Here is a 16,679-nt window from a genome sequence, read left to right as displayed (position 1 = left end):
AGCAGGAACCCCGGCTCCCCCTTCTCTCACAGGAGATCAACCATGTTGCGAACCTCCCTGCTCGTCGCCATGACCCTGGCGGCCGTGCTCACACCCCAGGCGTCGGCGGCCACCGTGCAGGAGGACGTCATCGCCCTCACGAACGCCGAACGCGCCAAGGCCGGCTGTCCCGCCCTGCGGTCGAACGCCGCGCTGAACACCGCGGCCCAGCGGCACTCGGCCGACATGGCCGCGAAGAACTTCATGGGCCACACCGGCTCGGACGGCAGCACCGTGGTCGTGCGGATCGAACGGGCCGGGTACACCCGCTGGACCAGGGCCGCGGAGAACGTCGCCGCCGGGTACCCGAAGGCCGCCGAGGTCGTGCACGGGTGGATGAACAGCTCCGGGCACCGGGCCAACATCCTGAACTGCGCCCTTCGTGACATCGGTGTCGGTCACCAGTACCGGCAGGGCACGACCTACGGCCACTACTGGACGCAGGACTTCGGCACGCGCTGAGCACTGCGCCTCCCTCTCGCACCCCTGATACGTTGCCGGGTGGACGGGTCGCAGCGGATCCTGCGGCCCTTGTGAGAAGGGTTGGCTCGATGAGCTTGCTGCGCAGCTACGTGTCGGGTGGATGGCACACGCCCTCCGTGGAGGGCGCGCCGTTGCACGACGCCGTCACGGGCGAGGAGATCGCCCGGATCTCGTCGGCCGGCGTCGACATGGGGGCGGCGCTGCGGTACGGGCGCGAGGTCGGCGGGCCCGCGTTGCGCGAGCTCACCTTCCACCAGCGCGCGCAGCTGCTGAAGGCCGTCGGGCTGTACCTGAAGGAGCACAAGGCCGAGCTGTACGCCCTGTCGGCGCGGTCGGGCGCGACCAGGTCCGACTCGTGGATCGACATCGACGGCGGCTTCGGCGTGCTGCTCGGGTACGCGTCCAAGGCCAAGCGCGAGCTGCCGAACGATAAGGTCTACGTCGACGGGCCCGTCGAGCCGCTCGGGCGCGGCGGCACGTTCGTCGGCCAGCACATCTGCACACCGCTGCGAGGCGTCGCGGTGCAGATCAACGCCTTCAACTTCCCCATGTGGGGGCCGCTCGAGAAGTTCGCGCCCGCGTTCATCGCCGGGGTGCCGTCGCTGATCAAGCCGGCGTCCCAGACGGCGTACGTGACCGAGAAGATGGTCGAGCTGATGCTCGCCTCCGGGCTGCTGCCGGAGGGGTCGCTGCAGCTGGTCTGCGGTTCGGCGGGCGACCTGCTGGACCACCTGACCGAGCAGGACCTGGTCGGCTTCACCGGCTCCGCGTCCACGGCCCAGCACCTGCGCACGCACCAGGCCGTGATCCGGTCGTCGGTGCGGTTCAACGCCGAGGCAGACTCGCTGAACTGCTCGATCCTCGGCCCGGACGCGGTGGCGGGCACGCCCGAGTTCGACCTGTTCGTGGGTCAGCTGGTGGCCGAGATGACGACCAAGGCCGGCCAGAAGTGCACGGCGATCCGGCGCGCGCTGGTGCCCGCCTCGCTGATCGACGAGGTCGGCGAGGCCGTGGCGGCGAAGCTGGCCGAGGTCGTGATCGGCAACCCCGCCGACAAGTCCGTGAAGATGGGCGCGCTGGCCGGGCTGGAGCAGCGCGAGGAGGTGCTCCGCTCGCTCAAGGCGTTGCGGGAGAACGCCTCTGTCGTCTACGGCGACGGTGCTCTGTCTCTTGTGGACGCTGACGCCGAGCGCGGCGCGTTCATGTCGCCGATGCTGCTGCGCGCGGCCGCCGATGCCGCCCAGCCGCACGAGGTCGAGGCGTTCGGGCCGGTGTCGACGCTGATGCCGTACACCTCCGTCGACGACGCCGTCGCGCTGGCGGCGCGCGGCCAGGGTTCGCTGGTCGGCTCGGTCGTCTCGGCCGACACGGACTTCGTGCGCGACGTCGTGATCGGCGTGGCGCCGTGGCACGGCCGGTTGCTGGTGCTGGACCGCGAGGACGCAGGCGAGTCGACCGGGCACGGCTCACCGCTGCCGATGCTCGTGCACGGCGGACCTGGGCGTGCCGGTGGCGGTGAGGAGATGGGCGGCATGCGCGGCGTGCTGCACCACATGCAGCGCACGGCCGTGCAGGGCAGCCCGCGCGCCTTGAGCGCCATCACGAACCGCTGGGTCACGGGCGCGCCTCGCCGTGAGGAAGAAGTGCACCCGTTCCGCAAGACCCTCGCCGAGCTGTGCCTGGGCGACACGGTCGTGGCAGGGCCGCGCGAGGTGACGCTGGAGGACATCGAGCACTTCGCGGAGTTCACCGGCGACACGTTCTACGCGCACATGGACGAGGAGGCCGCCGCGGCGAACCCGTTCTTCGGCGGCAGGGTCGCGCACGGCTACCTCGTGGTGTCGTTCGCGGCGGGGCTCTTCGTCTCGCCGGAGCCGGGACCTGTGCTGGCGAACTACGGGCTGGAGAACCTGCGGTTCGTCACGCCGACGTTCCCCGGCGACCAGCTGACCGTGACGCTGACGGTCAAGCAGATCACGCCGCGCGAGGACCAGGAGTACGGCGAGGTCCGCTGGGACGCGGACGTCGCGAACCAGAAGGGCGAGTCCGTCGCCAAGTACGACGTGCTCACGCTGGTCGCCAAGAAGTAGTTCCCGCGCACTTACCGCGCGGTGACCTCCCGGGGTCACCGCGCAATGGTGCGGAAACATCCGACGCGTCTACCGTCCACAGCAAGCCGAAGGCTGGTTCGGTGCTCTCCGTGGTGGACAAGCGGAAGTGGACGTATGTCGAACCTGGTGAACCATCTCCCCGTCGAGGTCGTGCGCTGGCCGGTGGACGCGGCGGCACGGGAGGCGTGCCAGCGCAGCGGGACGCTGTGCCTGCTGGTGCTGGAGAAGAACGTCCCCGCGCCCGTGCTCACCGACATGCGGGAGGACTGGGTCCGCGCGCCGGTGCCGCACCAGGACCTGGCCGTGCGCATCGCCATGCTCAGAGCCCGCGCGGCCCGCTACGCCGTGCCGGAGCTGGACATGTCCGGCATCCTGCGGTTCCGCACGCGGTCGGTCGTGCTCTCGCCGACGGAACGGGCGCTGGTCGGCGAGCTGCTCAGACGCTTCCGGTCGCTCACCACGCGCGAGGACCTGCTGCTCTGCCTGCCCACCAAGGACGGCGACACCAGCAACGCCCTGCACCTGCACATCATGCGGTTGCGGCGGCGGATCTCCCCGCTCGGCCTGGTGATCAAGACGCTCTGGAACCAGGGCTACCAGCTGGGCCCGGCAGGTCCGTAGTGGTGTGGTTCAGAAGGTTGGCGGCGGGTAACCGCAGAGCGTGAACACCGAGCTGCTGGGCATCTACCTCAACGACCACCTGGCCGGGGCGATGGCGGGCACCGAGCTCGCCCGTCGCATCAGCCGCACCCACCCCGAGCTGCGCATTCTCGCGGACGACATCGAGGCCGACCGCAAGGAGCTGCTCGACCTCATGCGCGAGACCGGCGTCGAGCCGCGTCCGCACAAGGAGGCGATCGGCTGGCTCACGGAGAAGGCGGGCAGGCTCAAGTTCAACGGCAGGGTGCTCGGCCGTTCGCCGCTGAGCGACGTCCTCGAACTGGAGACCCTGCGCGTCGGCATCGAGGGCAAGACCTCGCTGTGGCGCACGCTGCGGAAGCTGAACAGCTTCGACGACACCCGGCTGGAGCGGCTGGAGCACCGGGCCGGGAGCCAGGCCGAGCTCGTCGACCAGTACCGGCTGCACCTCGCGCCGCAGGCGTTCAACTCGCCGCACGTGTCCGGTGTGGACGTCGAGCGCACCTTCACCGTCGCGTCCACCCCCGAGGGCGTGACCGAGTACCTGCGCGACTTCTCCCGCGCCGAGCAGTGGGATCCGGGCACCGTGTCCTGCACGCGCCTGGACACCGGCCCGGTCGCGGTCGGTTCGCGCTGGCGCAACGTGTCGTCGTTCCTCGGCCGCAAGACCGAGCTGGTCTACGAGCTGACCCGGGACGACCCCAGCGGGCTGCAGTTCGTGGGGCGCAACGACACCGCCACCTCGACCGACGACATCTCGATCAGCGCGGGACCGCAGCCCGGCACGGCCAGGATCGCCTACCGCGCGCACGTCGAGTTCAACGGGCTGGCGAGGTTCGGGGCGCCGGTCGCGAAGCTCGCGCTGGAGAAGCTGGGCAACGACACCGAGAGGAGCCTGACCCGCGTGCTCGGGCCCGTGCACGCGACTCAGTCGTAACGGATCGCGTCGAGCCAGGCCTGGTCCGGCTGCGCCGTCATGCCGAGGTGCTCGCCGCAGGACGTGCAGCCGCTCTCCCCCAGGCTGACCGGGTCCAGTGGATCACCAGCCGCCAGGGGACGCACTCGGTCCGGAACGTCACCGGCGACAGCACGACCCGCTCCGCCCGGCGCGCCTCCACGGTGAGCCGGGCGGGTTCGCGAGCCCGTTCGCCGTCGGGAGCAGAGCCTCCGGCCGCAGCGCCCGCAGGACCACCCTCCTGCGGCTGCGGCTCTCCACGACCAGGCGCAGCAGGAGCGCCACGACGATCCACACCGTCAGCGGCCACCAGCGCCACGAGACCTGGACGGTGTTCGTCGCGAGGTTCCCGAGCAACGCCAGAGCCGGTGCGAGCAGCGCCACCGAGACCGCGGACAGCCCTCCACGCCGCGCACCAGCCAAGATCGACCTCTCCCGCGCGGCGGTCTGGCACGCGCCGACCGCGCCGGTAAAGGCAAAGGAAAAACGCAGGTCAGGCCCGATTCCACCGTTCGGCCGCTGTCCCTAGACTCCGTCGGGCCGATGGGTGAGACAGGCTCTTCCCCCTGCCGCCCCCGGCTTGGACACAGAGGGAGTACTGGGGTGTTCGAGAACAACGTCACCAGGCGCGGCTTCGTCACGGGCGCGGCGGCGGTCGCCGGTCTCGCCGGCCTGTCCACCATCGCTCCGGGCCTGGCCAGTGCCGCCCCCGAGACCAACGACCAGCACCGCGAGTCCGAGTTCGCACCCGCGGTGGGCGCACTCGCGTTGATGACGTTCCAGAAGATCGACGGCACTCCCGTCTACTACTGGCGTTCCAACCGAGGCAACACGACCGCGCGCAACTGGCAGGCCACCGACGCGTTCTACAACGCGCTCGTCGCCTGGGTCCGCGACCTGCGCTCGCTCTCGTCGAGCTACGGCTCGATCAGCTACATCGTCTCGGCGGGCTTCTACGTCGACAAGCCCGGCCAGCACGGCGCCGGCACCGCCATGGACCTCGACCACGTGCGCTGGTCCAACGGCAACGTCACCTCGCCACTCGACCAGCACCACGCCTCCGGCACCGCGGCATTGCGCAAGCGCTACCTCGCAACGGAAGCCGTGTGCCGCCGCCGGTTCCGCTACGTGCTCGACGGCTGGTACAACGCCGACCACCGCGACCACATCCACTCCGACTTCGGCGGCATGCCGGTCCGCGTGCTCAAGGACTCCGAGGCGGACACGAAGTTCGTGCAGGGCACGTGCAACAACTTCCGCGGCTCCGGCCTCGCGATCGACGGCATCTGGGGCCCTGCCACGACGAGCGCGTTCAACGGTCTCAAGTCGGCGCTCGGCGTGACCGGCGACCCGCACACCAGCACGTCGGTGTGGCAGGGGATGTTGTCGAAGATCGCGACGAAGGGGTTCGCGAACCAGAACATCTGATCTGGGAAGAGGGAACGGCAAGGCCGGAGCCCATGCCTCCTGGGCTCCGGCCTTGCCGTGCGAGGACGCCGTCTACCTCCGGACCACCGGACCTACTTCGGGCACTTCTTCCACGCGAAGTGGTAGATGGTCTCGATCGACCCATCGGTCGAGTCCATCGCCATGAAGCTGGTCTTCTTCGGGTCGGACGTGCCCTTGTCCACCCGCAGCTCCGTGTTGATGTTGAAGTTCCGCTTCGCCCCGCACGGGTGGTAGATGATCGAGGCGACGTCGGTCTTGTGGGTGACCTGCCAGTCGTCGCTCAGCGCGCCGTTCCAGGTCTTGGACCGCTGGTCGTTGTCCGACATTCCCTGGAAGTAGTAGCTCGCTTTCTGTGTTCCCTTCGCGCCCTTTTCCAGGTGGGCGAAACCTCTGTAGTCGGCCTGTGCGATGCCGTAGGTGAAGCCGCCGGGAACGTTGACCTTGAGGTTCAGCTGGCAGTTCTTCCGGAAATCGGTCGGCGCCGAGGTCGGGCCCACCTGCGCCAGGTAGTCGCTGTAGGTGACCGTGAACGCCTTGTTGTCCGGGGAGACGGCGATCGCGGCGGTGCCGATGCGGCAGCCGGAGCCGTTCACGGTGACGACGTCGATGGTGATCTGGCCCGTCGGGGGCGGGTCGGCGACCGGGGGAACGACGATGGTGGACAGAGCCAGGCCGGCTGCGGCCAGCGTGCTAATCATGGGACACCTTTCCGAATGTGCAGGACAGTTCGGGCGGCGTGGTACGAGACCGTATCGGAAAGGATGTTGACGAACCGTCCGCCAACCAGAGCAACATTGACGCGTGAAAGCGCTCTCAAATATTCCGAGCTGCCGTGGGTGAATTGCCGTCCACTTGCAGGGAACGCTGTTCAGGAACCCGGAAAACAATTCGTGAAGCGTTTACGTCGGGAACCTGACGAAAACGCGACAAGGGCGCGTCCACTGACGGACGCGCCCTTGCGGGTGAAGTTCGAGTCAGCGCTGGTGGCCGTTGCCCATCGAGCCGCCGAGGCCGAACAGGATGCGCTGGATGAGCTCGGGATCGACGTCCGGCTCGTCGCCCAGCGCCTCGGCCGCGGGGGAGCGGCGCTTCTCGCGCCTGGGCAGCGGTACCGCGTTGGCGTTCACGCCGGTCGGCAGCTGCATCTCGCACCAGATCAGCTTGATGCCACCGCCGAGCTGGAGCTCTCCTGTGCGCAGGTCGGGCGAGGTGGGCGGCATGATGAACCTGGCTGCCTCCAGCTCGACGACGAGGTAGTCGCCGCTCAGTCGCAGTCGCAGCGTGATGAGCCGCGAGGTCTTGGGGTCTGCCGATTCCACGGCTGCCTCGACCAGTGCGCAAGCGACGGCCGAGCACTCCGCGGTCATGTTGCGCAGGCGCCACTCCCCGAGAGTGAAGCGCACGAACAGATCCGCGCAGTTCACCGCGGTGGGCAGCGCGATGAGTGTCAGGTCGTCGACCTGGGCGGTCTGGGCGTTCGCCTGCATGCTGCCTCCGTTTCGCGTGCGGCGCGCGAGTCCGCGACAGTCACCCGAATGGCCGTCACGGTGAGCGGGAATCTACATGGGTATACGCGGGAAGCAATGGTCCGGTTGACTCACCCGTCAAAAGTCACGTGTGGGTCACGAGAAGAGGGCCTGATGCTCACTGTGAGTATAGCGTCAGGCCCCCTCCGTGATCATTTCGGGTCAGCATCGCTTCCAGGCGAACTGGTAGCGGGTGCGGACGCTCCCGTCGGTGGAGTCCATCGACACGAACGCGGGCTGGTTCGACGCGTTCGTGAATGCTCGGACCTCGGTGTTCACGTTCAGGTGCCGCACCGCGCCGCACGGCGCGAAGACGATCTCCGCGACGTCGGTGGAATCGGTGAACTGCCAGTTGTCGCTCGTGGGGGCCGCGATGTTGTGCGTGCTCGTGACCGTCGACGACTGGCCGGCGAAGTAGTAGCTCGCGCGCTGCGTCCCGCGCGCGCCTCCGGGTAAGTGCGCGAACCCGCGGTAGTCGGCCTTCGCGATCCCGAACGTGAAGCCCTGCGGGTAGTGCACGCGCAGGTTCAGCTGGCAGTTCTTGCGGAACTGCGTCGGTGTCGATCCGGAACCGGCCTGCGCGGTGTAGTCGCTGTAAGTCACCGTGAATGACGTGTTGTCGTCCGAAACCGCCACCGCGGCCGTTCCGGCGGGGCAACCGGAACCGTTCACCGTGACTACGTCGACCGTGATTTTTCCGGGCGGAACGACATCGGCCGTGCTGGACGCCTCGGGGGCGAAGAGGAGAGAGAGTGTCAAACCCGTAGCTGCCATCGCGCTGAGCATGAGTGGCCTTTCACATTCGAACGGGGATGGCGGCGTGCGGATGACGTTATCTTAAATTCACTTAAGTCGCGGACGACCGACCGGGCGAACTTAAAAATATTTAAAACGGATTAATCGTCTGAACGGTGGATTGGCGACGATCAGCGGTCGGCTAACTTCATGTCAGATCGCAAAAAACGATCGGCCAAGCCTCACTGAATACGCCGGTCCCCACACCTGGAGCCGAGAGCCCCGGCAGATCCACCTCGTTACACCGGTGTGGGAAGGCAAGCGCGCACTGCTCATCGGGTTCCTTCCTCCTGCTCGGGACTCGGTGGTGCGGCAGCGGTGCCGCGCAGCCGGCCGGTGCCCGCCGGCGGCGCTGGACCCGTCCCACGGTCCGCGCCGCCGGCGGCGTTCGTCGTTTCCCGACCCAGAAGGGGTCCTAGAGCCTCCGGAGCCTCAATTGCACGCGTGCACCGCCCAACGGACCGCGGTCGACGTGGAGAGAACCTCCCGTGCGTTCCGCGGCACGGCGGGCGATGTCGAGCCCCAGCCCGGTGGACCCGCCACCGCTGGCCCCGCGCCGCACGGCCCGTTCGGTGTCCGCGATGCCGGGCCCCGCGTCCTCGACCACCAGCGCCACCAGGTCGGCCTGGTGCACGAGCGTCACGGCGAACCGCGTGCCCTCCGGCGTGTAGCGGAAGACGTTGCCCAGCAACGCGTCCAGCGCAGCCGCGAGATCGGTGCGGGCGAGCGGCACGGGCGCGGGCTTGTCGGCCCCGCGGACCGTCCACGGTCGTTCCTGGTCGTCGGCGAGCGCGGACCAGAACACCAGCCGGTCGCGCACCACGCCGGCCGCGTCGGTGCCGCTGTCGTCGGGCTGCAGGCCGGAGCGGGCCGCCTTGATGATCTCGTCGACCTCCCTCTCCAGTCCCTGGACGGCCTCACGGACCCGGTCCGCCCCTGGACCACTCCCGAGGGTGTCCGCGTCCAGGAGAAGGGCCGTGAGAGGCGTTCTCAGGCGGTGCGAGAGGTCGGCGACCACCTCGCGTTCGGCGGCGAGCAGGTGCCGGACGCGTTCAGCCATGGCGTTGAAGGCCTTGCCGACCTCTTTGAACTCGGTCGGCCCCTTCACCGGCACACGGGCCGTGAGGTCGCCCTGGCCCATCCGGCGCGCACCTTCGGCCAGCGCGCGCGTGGCTTTCACGGCCCGTGCGCCCAGCCGGTCGGCCACGAGCACCGAGCCGGCGACCAGGCCGACCGCGACGCCCGCCAGCACCCACCAGGTGCCGATCACGCCGCGGGTGAGCTGCTCGTGCGGTACGAACGCCTCGACGATGGCGATCCCGCGCTCGCTGGTGAACAGCGGCTGCAGGTAGGCCACGCCGTCCGGCCTCTCGACCGTGGACGCCGTCGCGCGGTTGCGGGCCTCCTGCAGGTCCACCGCGGTGATGTGCGAGTAGCCGTAGGTGTTGGACGGGGCGTTCAGGTGCACCGCCAGCCGCTGCTGACCGCCGTACCGGGTGCTCCTGATCACCTGGCGGATCTCCTGCGGTTTGAGGGTGATCAGCAACGTCCGCGTCATCGCGTTGGCCTCGGTCTCCGCCTCGCTCAGGGCGCGGGTGTACGCGGAGCTCTTCACGATGATCGCCAGCGGGACGAGGAACGCCAGCGCCACCATGCTGGTCGCCGCGAGAGCGACCAGCACCAGTGAACGTCTCATCGCGGGTCGACCAGACGCACGCCGACCCCTCGAACCGTGTGCAGATAACGGGGCTGCGCGGCCCGCTCACCGAGTTTGCGGCGCAGCCAGGACAGGTGGACGTCGAGCGTCTGGTCGTCCCGGTTGGACGGCCAGAGACTCGACAGGATCTCCGCCCGCGGCACCACTTCCCCCTGCCGTGCCGCGAGGTAGGAGAGCAGCTCGAACTCCTTGTGCGTCAAGGAGAGCTCCTGGCCGTCCACAGTGGCCCTGCGGAGGTTCACGTCGATCTCCAGGCCGCCGATGACGAGCTGCTTGCTGTCGCGGGCGCGCCGGAGCACCGCCTGCAGGCGGGCTTCGAGGTGCTCGGCCGCGAAGGGTTTGACGAGGTAGTCGTCCGCGCCCGCGTTGAGCAACCGGATGATCTCGGTCTCGTCGTCGCGGGCGGTCGCGATGACCACCGGGGTGTTCGTGACGCCTCGGATCATCCGCAGCGCGTCGCCACCGTCGAGGTCGGGGAGCCCGAGGTCGAGCACCACGACGTCGTAGGAGTTGGCGGTGACTTCGCGCAAAGCCTCGATCGCGAGCGCGACACCGTGCACGATGTGGCCCTGGCCGGTGAGAGCGCGTGTGATCGCGGCCCGCACCACCGGGTCGTCTTCGACGAGCAGCACTGATGCCATGAGCCGCTACAGGAGGATTGTCGCAGTGAGACGGTCGGTCGGATACCTGGTCGCCTGGGCTTTGGTGACCACGGTCGCTATCGGCCTGTCCTGGTTCGGGATCCGATGGGCGATGGAACCCGCACCGGTCGCCGCGCTGGAGTCCACGACGAGCTCGGCCGTCCTGCCCATGCCGACCATCACCTCGGTCAGCGTCCCGGTGCCCGCAGAACCCGGGCCCTCCATCGACACTCCGCCTGTCACGCCTTCGTCCACCAGGGCTCCTGTCGTCACGTCATCCGTTCCGGTTCCTCCCAGTAGTACGGATGCGCGCCCCTCCCCGGCTCAACTTCCGCAGGGGGAATGGCAGGCGGACGGTTCCTACGTCCACGCGTTCCACCTGCGCGGAGGGGACGTGGTCGTGCGTTACCGCCCGTCAGGGGTGGAGGCGCTGTCGGCCACACCCGCCGACGGGTACTCGGTGCGCGTGGAACAGCCAGGCGGGCCGCTGGTGGTGAACTTCCGCAACGCCGCCGGCCGGTTGTCCAGGCTGGAAGCCACCTGGAACGACGGCCCGACGGCGAAGGTGATCGAGCAGTAGCACGCGGGGACCTTTCGTACTGTCTGACAGTACGAAAGGTCCCCGCGTGCCGTTGAAAAGGGATTACAGGGCGATGGCCTTGGCGATCTGCGTGGGCTTGAGAACGCGCAGGATCGCCTCGTACAGGTAGTAGTCGCCGTACGGCAGCGAGACCTCCACGCCGTCCTCGGACGGCCGGTTGCGGGTGCCGCGGGCCATGATGGCCTCTGCCCGCGTCGACTTGGTCGTCAGACACGTGCCGATCAGGCCGTCGAGGACCTTCAGCGCCCGGTCGCGGTAGCGGACCGTGCCGGTGGCCTTGGCCAGGTCGAGCAGGCCGCACGCCATGATCGCGCCCGCCGACGAGTCCTTGATGTCGTTGACGCCCAGTGGCGAGCGGTAGTCCCACACCGGCACGCTGTCCGGCGTGAGCACCGACAGCGCGTAGTCGGACAGCTTGCGCGCGGTGTCGCGGAACTCGCGCAGGCCCGTGCGGCGGTACATCGTCGTGAAGCCGTAGATGCCCCACGCCTGGCCGCGCGCCCAGCACGACGTCGGGCTGTAGCCCTGCACGGTGTTCGGGCCGATGGCCGCGCCGGTGTCCGGGTTGAAGTCGAACACGTGCGGGGTCGAGCCGTCCTGGCGGACGAAGTGCGTCTGGGTGGTCCTGGCGTGGGCGATCGCGATGTCGAGGAACTTGCGGTCGCCGGTCTGCTCGGTGGCGAACGCGAGCAGGTCCAGGTTCATCATCGTGTCGATGATGACGCGGCCCGCGTTGCCCGGCGTGCCCAGCGCACCCCACGCGCGGATGTACTTGCCGACCGGGTTCCAGCGCTGGATCAGCGTGTTCGCGGCGTCGATCGCGCCGTCACGCCACTTGGTGTCACCGGTGAGCCGGTACGCCGTGACCCAGGACGGGTAGAAGAGGAAACCCAGGTCGTGGTCGCGCGGCTGGAGCCGGCGCGGTGCCAGCCTGTCGTTGGCGGCCTCGGCGAGCGCGCGGAACTGCGCGTCGCCGCTGTCGAGGTGCGCGAGCCACAGGGTGCCCGGCCAGAAACCGCCGATCCAGCCGCCGTCGGCGACGTAGGTCCACTTCTCGGCCCTGGTGATCTCCGGGAACGAAGTGATGCCCGGTGCGACCGCCTTCAGCTTGGTGTTGCCGTAGTCGAGCGCGGCACGGAGGGTGGCGGGCGAAGCGGCGGCTTCTCCCGCACCGATGGAGACTCCTGCTCCGGTGAGCAGGGGAGTGGCGGCTGCGGACGCCAGAAGGGTGCGTCGAGACAGATTCACGAGACCGTCCAGTCCCTTTCTCGTATTGCGCCCGGAGTCACCCTGCCAGATCGGATCAACGCGTGTAAAGGTGCGTCAAAAATTGATTCCCTTGTCTTGTCCTGGGCTGCTGAACAGCGTAAAGGGTGTGGTTCGGCACTGATCAGATATATGAACTTCCTGGACTTCGACGTTGTAGAACGAATTGTTCACAAGGATGAACAATGCACCGTTCAGACGCGGTGCAGAACCGCGTCCAGATGGCGGGGGCTCAGGCCGTGCCGCCGCTTGAAGGCCGCGTTGCCCCTGCCGCCCTCGAGCGTGGACTTGCCCAGGCGGATCGCGAGCCGGACCGACTCGGCGAACAGCACGCCGTACGGGCTGTAGTTGCCGTCCACCGCGTAGTCCACGCCGCACGTCCAGGTGTGGAAGCGGCTGGTGTCGGTGAGGCAGACGCCGGCCGCGACGAGCCTGCCGTGCTGGCGCACCTCGATCACGTGCGCCAGGTCGCCCAGCGCCGTCACGAACCGCGCGAAGGCCGGGCCGGGGTGGTACCGGTTGTTCTCGAAGCGGCTGGCGGTCTTGACGCACAGCAGCGTGATCTCGTCGAGCGACGCGTGCTCGACGGGGAGCGTCTCGACGGTGACGCCGGACTCGGCCGCTCTGCGCTCGTTGCGCCGCAGGTTCGCCCTGGCGCGCGGGCTCAGGCCCGCGAGGTAGTGCTCGTAGGTGCTCAGGCCGGCGGCCCACCTGTCGGTGAGGTGCCGCGCCGGCAGGCCCGCCGCCCGCAACGCCTGCGACAGGTCGTTGCCGCGCTGGACGTTCATGAACCCGCACCAGCGCGCGCCGAGCATCGACGCCGTGCGGATCATGGCGTCCAGCAGCCTCGGCAGGACCTCCGCGGTGGCGGGCACGTGCGCGTCGTAGCAGTGCCAGGTGTGGCTGAGCAGCGCGGGCTCACCGGCCGCCTCCGGATAGACCTCGTACATGCGGCGCAACGGGTTCACGGCCGTCTGGAGGTAGGCGGGCATGACGGCGATCGGCTTGTCGCCCGCCCGCGCCACGAAGTACGCGAACGCGTCGACCGTCGTCAGCGGCGACTGCTCGTAGGCGCTGACGTACGCGTGCCGGTAGAAGACGGGAGCACCCGCGTCGCGGACCACCGCGTCCCAATCGGCAGCATCGATTTTCCTTATGCTGCTGGAGAATTCGACGCGCACGCACTCACTGTACGGCTTGCCACACGGCGAAGGGGACGTCGATCTCGTCGAGGCTCAGGCCGCCGTGCTCGAAGCGGACCGACGGGTCCGGAACGGGGAACCGGGGCGACGCGGCCACCGCGACGACGGGGCCCGCCTCCGGCTGCGGCAGCCCGAGGTCGGTGGCGTGGTGCACCGTCGCCGAGTCGCCCAGAGTCGTTGCCACGCGGTCGAAAACGGCCTCCAGGCGGTCCGCCTTCGGGTAGAGCCACCGGGTGCGGCCCGCGCCGCCGGACGGGATCACGCACTCCTCGCGCACGATCGCGTCCCACGCCTCGACGAGCTCCGGGTCGGGGTCGACGGGGACCATGCCGTGGTCCGAATGCGCCACGACGGTCCAACCCTGTGCGGCCCAACGGGAAGCGTGCGCGTCCAGACGGAGCATGGCCTCGTGCACCGACTCGTCGTACCCGTGGCGGTGCACGTGGTCGCCGACGTTCACGTACGTCCAGAGGAACCTGGCGTCCTTGAGCGCCTTGTCGAGATCGGCCACGACGTTCGCGACGAGCAGCGGCGGGTCCTCTGCCTGGGCGGCGAGTTTGTGCTTGGCCTGCGCGGGTATCCGGGTGCACCCCCGCAGCAGCGCCTGCGCCCAGGTGCCCTCCAGCAGGTCGAGCTCGCGGGCCAGCACCGTCGCGCCGTGCCGCTCCAGCACGGTCGTCAGTGCCGGGATCGCCGGCATGCCGTTGATGGCGTGCACGAGGCCGGAACCGTTGCGGTACACCGTTCCCGGCACGCGGTGGACGTCGGCGGGAACGCCGGTCAGCGCGGTCAGCAACGCCGTCGCGGTCGTCGAGGGGACCGTCGAGGACAGCGTGGAGACGGAGGCGGACAGCCAGGACTGTTTGGCCACGTCCGAGGAGAGACCGTCCACGGCCAGCACGATCACGCCGGAATGTGCCGTGCCGAGGGCGTGTTCGAGCCGGGAAGGGATCTCCGCCAGTGACATTCGGTGACTGTAACGCATCTCATCGGGTCAAGATTGCCTGTTCGGGGGCTGAGTTCCGCACAATGGCTGCCGATGGGGTAAAGAAGACTTGATGAAGGGGAGGTGGCGGATGCCGGTCGGAGTTCTGGACGTCGGGTGCTTCAGCGCACACCTGGTGGTCGTGGAACGAGACCTGATGCGTCCGCTGGTGTCCCACAAGGTCCGGCTGCGGCTGGACCGCGAGCTCGACTCCACCGGGGCGATCAGCGACGCCGGTGTCGAGTCGCTCTGCGTCGCCGTCCGCGCCGCCCGCAAGAAGGCGCGCGACGTCCCGTTCCTGTCCTTCGCGACGTCCTCCGTGCGCGACAGCTCGAACTCCGCCGAGGTCATCCGCAAGGTGGCCAGACGCACCGGTGTCGACCTGAAGGTGTTGTCCGGCAAGGAGGAAGCGCGTCTCTCGTACGCCGCGGCCCGGCACTGGTTCGGCTGGAGCGCGGGTCCCATGGTCGTGCTGGACGTCGGCGGCGGCACCGTCGAGCTGGCCGCCGGTTCCGAGGCCGAACCCGAGCGCGCGGTCTCGTTGCCTTTGGGGGCAAGGACTTTGACCCGCACCGGGCTCACCGTCACGGACATGCGCGCCGAGGTGGCGCAGCGGCTGGAGACGGCGTTCCCCTGGGGTGAGAGCGCTCGCGCGGTCGGGTGCTCGAAGGTGTTCGAGCAGCTGGCCCGCCTCGCCGGCGCGCGCAACGGTGCCTACGCGCCGCGTCAGTTGCGGCTCAAGGACCTGGAGAAGTGGATCCCGCGGCTAGCGAAGCTCTCGGTGCGCGAACGCGCGGCCCTGCCGGGGATCTCCCGCCACCGGGCCCAGCAGTCGCTGGCGGGCGCGGTGGTCGCGGAGGGGTTGATGAAGGTGTCCGGCCACGACGTCGTGGACATCTCGCCGTGGTCCACCAAGGAAGGTCTGTTGCTCTCGCTGGTGGAGCGCTCTCGCGCGCGGAGCTCGTCGGCCGCCTAGCAGGCGCTCAGTGCCGTGACCGCGTCGTCAACGTCGTTGAACAGCAACAACAACTGGTCGACCGCCGTCATCTCCAACGGCCGCAGCACGATCCTGCTGTCGCTCACGACGCCGAACTTGACGCCGAGCTCGTCGGCCTGGGCCTGGGTCTCCACCAGCGCCCGGATCCCCTCGGATCCGAAGAAGCGCACTTCCCGCAGGTCGATCACCAGTGCGGGTGGCTTGTGGTCGAGCAGCTCGGCGAGTCTGCTGGTCACCGGGGCCGAGGACATCATGTCGATCTCGCCGGTCACAGCGACGATCGGAATGGACTGGACATAGGTAGTTCTCTGGCGAAGTTGGTTCATGAAGACTCCCGTCCGAACCGACCGTACGCGCCCTCGTGCAACGTCCACAACCTGAAGCGGGGCGTGGTCAGGACTCCAGCTGGGCCCACACGACCTTGCCGTCGGTGCGCGGCGTGGTGCCCCAGCGCACGCTCAGCGCCTGCACGAGCTGCATTCCGCGCCCGCGCGCGCTGCTCGGATCCACCGGTCTGAGCTGAGGCATTCTCGGCGACTTGTCGTGCACCTCGACGAGCATTCCGGCCGCCTTCCGGCTCACCGTGAGTGTGATCGGTCCCTCACCGTGGTCGATGCCGTTGGACACGAGCTCGGTCACGACGAGCTGCGCGTCGTCGGTGAGGTCCTCCGACAACTGCCACGAGGCAGCCGCCTCGCGCACCACCTGACGTGCGCGAGCGCACGAACCGCCCTCGGCGGTCAGGATCACCCGCACCTCTGCCAGTGGGTCGTTCAACACAAGGCGCATCGTCGCACATCCGGCGCGTCGTTCGGATCTTTCAGCCCCCCGGTGGTCGCATGGTCGGACGTCGTGCTGCACGATTTGGGTCGCACGAGTCGGGCGTGGCGGAAGGAAACGGCGACGATGGAGCTCAACGTCGGCAGCGAGATCCAGCGGGGATGGCGAGTGCTCGCCGTCGCCGGGGAGCTGGACATCGACACCGTCCCCCTGCTTGCTGCCCGGCTCGACGCGGACGTGACCGGGTCGCACGCCGTGCTGGACCTGGCCCAGCTGGCCTTCATGGACTCCACGGGGCTCGCGCTGGTGCTCGACTGGCACCGCAGGCTCGCGGAGGCCGGCGGGCAGCTGCGCGTCGCGGCCGCCCAGGGGCCCGTGCGGCGGCTGTTCGAGCTCGCCGACGTGGCCGAGGTGCTGAGCCTGCACGAGACGGTGGACGTGGCCGTTCAGGAGGCCGTGGACTCGGCCCGCTGAGACCGCAGGGCCGGGCAAC

Annotated in this window: 21 protein-coding genes; 8 read left to right on the top strand and 13 right to left on the bottom strand. The window is 69.0% G+C overall.

Annotated features, from left to right (window positions below; translation table 11 throughout):
- Positions 1-42: 42 nt before the first annotated feature.
- The 4 genes from ACSHWB_RS46900 (at position 43) to ACSHWB_RS46885 (ending at position 4,209) form a co-directional block, all read left to right on the top strand.
- Entirely contained in the window at positions 43-501 is a 459-nt protein-coding gene (locus ACSHWB_RS46900; protein WP_439659824.1) for a CAP domain-containing protein, read from the top strand.
- 89 nt (positions 502-590) lie between these two features.
- The gene (gene paaZ / locus ACSHWB_RS46895) at positions 591-2,612 is read left to right on the top strand and encodes a phenylacetic acid degradation bifunctional protein PaaZ (protein WP_439659823.1); all 2,022 of its coding nucleotides are present in this window, start codon (positions 591-593) and stop codon (positions 2,610-2,612) included.
- Between the two features lie 135 nt (positions 2,613-2,747).
- Complete coding sequence (locus ACSHWB_RS46890) at positions 2,748-3,254, top strand: helix-turn-helix domain-containing protein (protein WP_439659822.1); 507 nt, start codon at positions 2,748-2,750, stop codon at positions 3,252-3,254.
- 40 nt (positions 3,255-3,294) lie between these two features.
- On the top strand, positions 3,295-4,209 hold the full coding sequence (locus ACSHWB_RS46885; protein ID WP_439659821.1) for an SRPBCC family protein: 915 nt from the start codon (positions 3,295-3,297) through the stop codon (positions 4,207-4,209).
- Here the strand turns inward: ACSHWB_RS46885 and ACSHWB_RS46880 are convergent.
- Both ACSHWB_RS46880 and ACSHWB_RS46875 read right to left on the bottom strand, forming a co-directional pair.
- Positions 4,200-4,334 (bottom strand): hypothetical protein, encoded by a 135-nt coding sequence (locus ACSHWB_RS46880; RefSeq protein ID WP_439659820.1) that lies wholly within the window; start codon positions 4,332-4,334, stop codon positions 4,200-4,202. The genes ACSHWB_RS46885 and ACSHWB_RS46880 overlap by 10 nt on opposite strands.
- A gap of 13 nt (positions 4,335-4,347) precedes the next feature.
- Positions 4,348-4,650 carry a hypothetical protein gene (locus ACSHWB_RS46875; RefSeq protein ID WP_439659819.1) on the bottom strand — a complete coding sequence of 101 codons (303 nt, stop codon included), beginning with the start codon at positions 4,648-4,650 and terminating at the stop codon, positions 4,348-4,350.
- Between the two features lie 180 nt (positions 4,651-4,830).
- Here ACSHWB_RS46875 and ACSHWB_RS46870 point away from each other — a divergent pair, with 180 nt between their 5' ends.
- Positions 4,831-5,655: an extensin family protein gene (locus ACSHWB_RS46870; RefSeq protein ID WP_439659818.1), complete on the top strand. Its 825-nt coding sequence runs from the start codon at positions 4,831-4,833 to the stop codon at positions 5,653-5,655.
- 92 nt (positions 5,656-5,747) lie between these two features.
- Here ACSHWB_RS46870 and ACSHWB_RS46865 read toward each other — a convergent pair whose 3' ends face one another.
- From ACSHWB_RS46865 to ACSHWB_RS46840, 6 genes are all read right to left on the bottom strand, one after another.
- Complete coding sequence (locus ACSHWB_RS46865) at positions 5,748-6,374, bottom strand: DUF4360 domain-containing protein (protein WP_439659817.1); 627 nt, start codon at positions 6,372-6,374, stop codon at positions 5,748-5,750.
- Positions 6,375-6,650: 276 nt separating this feature from the next.
- Positions 6,651-7,163 (bottom strand): ATP-binding protein, encoded by a 513-nt coding sequence (locus ACSHWB_RS46860; protein WP_439659816.1) that lies wholly within the window; start codon positions 7,161-7,163, stop codon positions 6,651-6,653.
- A 201-nt stretch (positions 7,164-7,364) separates the two neighbouring features.
- Positions 7,365-7,988, bottom strand: coding sequence for a DUF4360 domain-containing protein (locus ACSHWB_RS46855; RefSeq protein ID WP_439659815.1), 624 nt, complete (start codon positions 7,986-7,988; stop codon positions 7,365-7,367).
- Between the two features lie 424 nt (positions 7,989-8,412).
- On the bottom strand, positions 8,413-9,693 hold the full coding sequence (locus tag ACSHWB_RS46850; protein WP_439659814.1) for an ATP-binding protein: 1,281 nt from the start codon (positions 9,691-9,693) through the stop codon (positions 8,413-8,415).
- Positions 9,690-10,355: a response regulator transcription factor gene (locus ACSHWB_RS46845; RefSeq protein ID WP_439659813.1), complete on the bottom strand. Its 666-nt coding sequence runs from the start codon at positions 10,353-10,355 to the stop codon at positions 9,690-9,692. The genes ACSHWB_RS46850 and ACSHWB_RS46845 overlap by 4 nt, the downstream gene beginning before the upstream one ends.
- A gap of 6 nt (positions 10,356-10,361) precedes the next feature.
- Positions 10,362-10,610 carry a hypothetical protein gene (locus ACSHWB_RS46840; RefSeq protein ID WP_439659812.1) on the bottom strand — a complete coding sequence of 83 codons (249 nt, stop codon included), beginning with the start codon at positions 10,608-10,610 and terminating at the stop codon, positions 10,362-10,364.
- Between the two features lie 139 nt (positions 10,611-10,749).
- Between ACSHWB_RS46840 and ACSHWB_RS46835 the strand changes: the two genes are divergently transcribed.
- Positions 10,750-10,935: a hypothetical protein gene (locus ACSHWB_RS46835; RefSeq protein ID WP_439659811.1), complete on the top strand. Its 186-nt coding sequence runs from the start codon at positions 10,750-10,752 to the stop codon at positions 10,933-10,935.
- Positions 10,936-10,998: 63 nt separating this feature from the next.
- On the opposite strand, the gene ACSHWB_RS46830 is transcribed toward ACSHWB_RS46835, so the two are convergent.
- From ACSHWB_RS46830 to ACSHWB_RS46820, 3 genes are all read right to left on the bottom strand, one after another.
- Positions 10,999-12,204: a glycoside hydrolase family 88 protein gene (locus tag ACSHWB_RS46830; protein ID WP_439659810.1), complete on the bottom strand. Its 1,206-nt coding sequence runs from the start codon at positions 12,202-12,204 to the stop codon at positions 10,999-11,001.
- A 212-nt stretch (positions 12,205-12,416) separates the two neighbouring features.
- Complete coding sequence (locus tag ACSHWB_RS46825; protein ID WP_439659809.1) at positions 12,417-13,346, bottom strand: GNAT family N-acetyltransferase; 930 nt, start codon at positions 13,344-13,346, stop codon at positions 12,417-12,419.
- 61 nt (positions 13,347-13,407) lie between these two features.
- Positions 13,408-14,391, bottom strand: a complete 984-nt coding sequence (locus tag ACSHWB_RS46820) for an alkaline phosphatase family protein (protein WP_439659808.1) — start codon at positions 14,389-14,391, stop codon at positions 13,408-13,410.
- Between the two features lie 109 nt (positions 14,392-14,500).
- Between ACSHWB_RS46820 and ACSHWB_RS46815 the strand changes: the two genes are divergently transcribed.
- Entirely contained in the window at positions 14,501-15,385 is an 885-nt protein-coding gene (locus ACSHWB_RS46815; protein ID WP_439659807.1) for a Ppx/GppA phosphatase family protein, read from the top strand.
- On the opposite strand, the gene ACSHWB_RS46810 is transcribed toward ACSHWB_RS46815, so the two are convergent.
- Together ACSHWB_RS46810 and ACSHWB_RS46805 are read right to left on the bottom strand one after the other, a co-directional pair.
- Positions 15,382-15,732, bottom strand: coding sequence for an STAS domain-containing protein (locus ACSHWB_RS46810; protein ID WP_439659806.1), 351 nt, complete (start codon positions 15,730-15,732; stop codon positions 15,382-15,384). The two genes, ACSHWB_RS46815 and ACSHWB_RS46810, sit on opposite strands and share 4 nt — an antisense overlap.
- 67 nt (positions 15,733-15,799) lie before the next feature.
- On the bottom strand, positions 15,800-16,186 hold the full coding sequence (locus tag ACSHWB_RS46805) for an ATP-binding protein (protein ID WP_439659805.1): 387 nt from the start codon (positions 16,184-16,186) through the stop codon (positions 15,800-15,802).
- 126 nt (positions 16,187-16,312) lie between these two features.
- Here ACSHWB_RS46805 and ACSHWB_RS46800 point away from each other — a divergent pair, with 126 nt between their 5' ends.
- The gene (locus ACSHWB_RS46800) at positions 16,313-16,660 is read left to right on the top strand and encodes an STAS domain-containing protein (RefSeq protein ID WP_439659804.1); all 348 of its coding nucleotides are present in this window, start codon (positions 16,313-16,315) and stop codon (positions 16,658-16,660) included.
- The last annotated feature ends 19 nt before the right edge of the window (positions 16,661-16,679 follow it).

Origin of the sequence: Lentzea sp. HUAS TT2 (assembly GCF_051853195.1) — a bacterium.
Taxonomy (GTDB): domain Bacteria; phylum Actinomycetota; class Actinomycetes; order Mycobacteriales; family Pseudonocardiaceae; genus Lentzea.
This window is presented reverse-complemented; position numbering and strand designations above follow the sequence as displayed.